General features: G+C 65.1%; 1 protein-coding gene and 1 pseudogene. Both read left to right on the top strand.

Features of this window, described 5'->3' with window-relative positions; translation table 11 throughout:
* Positions 1–488 (top strand): annotated as a pseudogene (locus ACFZDC_RS42005) (alpha-1,4-glucan--maltose-1-phosphate maltosyltransferase); the annotation flags it as partial.
* The coding region (locus tag ACFZDC_RS42000; RefSeq protein ID WP_391332376.1) for an alpha-amylase family glycosyl hydrolase at positions 485–1,338 on the top strand (854 nt) is incomplete at its 3' end. The pseudogene ACFZDC_RS42005 and the gene ACFZDC_RS42000, both read left to right, overlap by 4 nt.

Below are 1,338 nucleotides of genomic sequence, written 5' to 3'. Positions count from 1 at the left end.
ACGAACTGTGCGAGAACACCCCGCTGCGGGAGGGCGGCGAGGAGTACCTCGACTCGGAGAAGTACCAGCTCAAACCCCGCGACTGGGAAGCCGCCACACGCGAGGGCCGCACCATCGCCCCCCTCATCACCCGGCTCAACGACATCCGGCGCCGCAATCCGGCCCTGCGGCAGCTGCGCGACCTCCACTTCCATCACGTCGACAAGGACGAGGTGATCGCGTACAGCAAGCGGAGCGGATCGAACACGGTTCTGGTCGTCGCCAACCTCGACCCGCACCACACCCAGGAGGCCACGGTCTCGTTGGACATGCCGCAACTCGGCCTGAACTGGCACGAGTCGGTGCCGGTGCGCGACGAGCTCACCGGCGAGACCTATCACTGGGGCAGGGCCAACTATGTGCGACTCGAACCGGGCCATAGGCCCGGGCATGTCTTCTCGGTTCTGCGACCGTCCACCCCGCAGATCGGAGGGTCACCCACAATATGATCGTCAACGAGCCCGTCCCGGACACCTTCGAGGACACTCCCGCCAAGGACCGGGACCCCGAGTGGTTCAAACGCGCCGTCTTCTACGAGGTACTCGTCCGCTCCTTCCAGGACAGCAACGGCGACGGCATCGGCGACCTCAAGGGCCTGACCGCCAAACTCGACTACCTGCAGTGGCTCGGTGTCGACTGCCTCTGGCTGCCGCCGTTCTTCAAGTCACCCCTGCGTGACGGCGGTTACGACGTCTCCGACTACACCGCCGTACTCCCCGAATTCGGTGACCTGGCCGACTTCGTGGAGTTCGTGGACGCCGCGCACCAGCGCGGCATGCGCGTGATCATCGACTTCGTCATGAACCACACCAGCGACCAGCACCCGTGGTTCCAGGAGTCGAGGCGGGATCCGGAGGGTCCGTACGGGGACTACTACGTCTGGGCCGACGACGACAAGCAGTACCAGGACGCGCGGATCATCTTCGTCGACACCGAGGTCTCCAACTGGACGTACGACCCCGTACGCAAGCAGTACTACTGGCACCGCTTCTTCTCGCACCAGCCGGATCTGAACTACGAGAACCCGGCCGTGCAGGAGGAGATGATCTCCGCGCTGAAGTTCTGGCTGGACCTGGGCATCGACGGATTCCGCCTCGACGCGGTGCCGTACCTCTACCAGCAGGAGGGCACCAACTGCGAGAACCTGCCGGCAACCCACGAGTTCCTGAAGCGGGTGCGCAAGGAGATCGACGCCCAGTACCCGGACACGGTGCTGCTGGCGGAGGCCAACCAGTGGCCGGAGGACGTGGTCGACTACTTCGGCGACTACCGGTCGGGCGGCGACGAGTGCCACATGGC

Source organism: Streptomyces sp. NPDC007905, from assembly GCF_042959345.1.
Taxonomy (GTDB): Bacteria; Actinomycetota; Actinomycetes; order Streptomycetales; family Streptomycetaceae; genus Streptomyces.
This window is presented reverse-complemented; position numbering and strand designations above follow the sequence as displayed.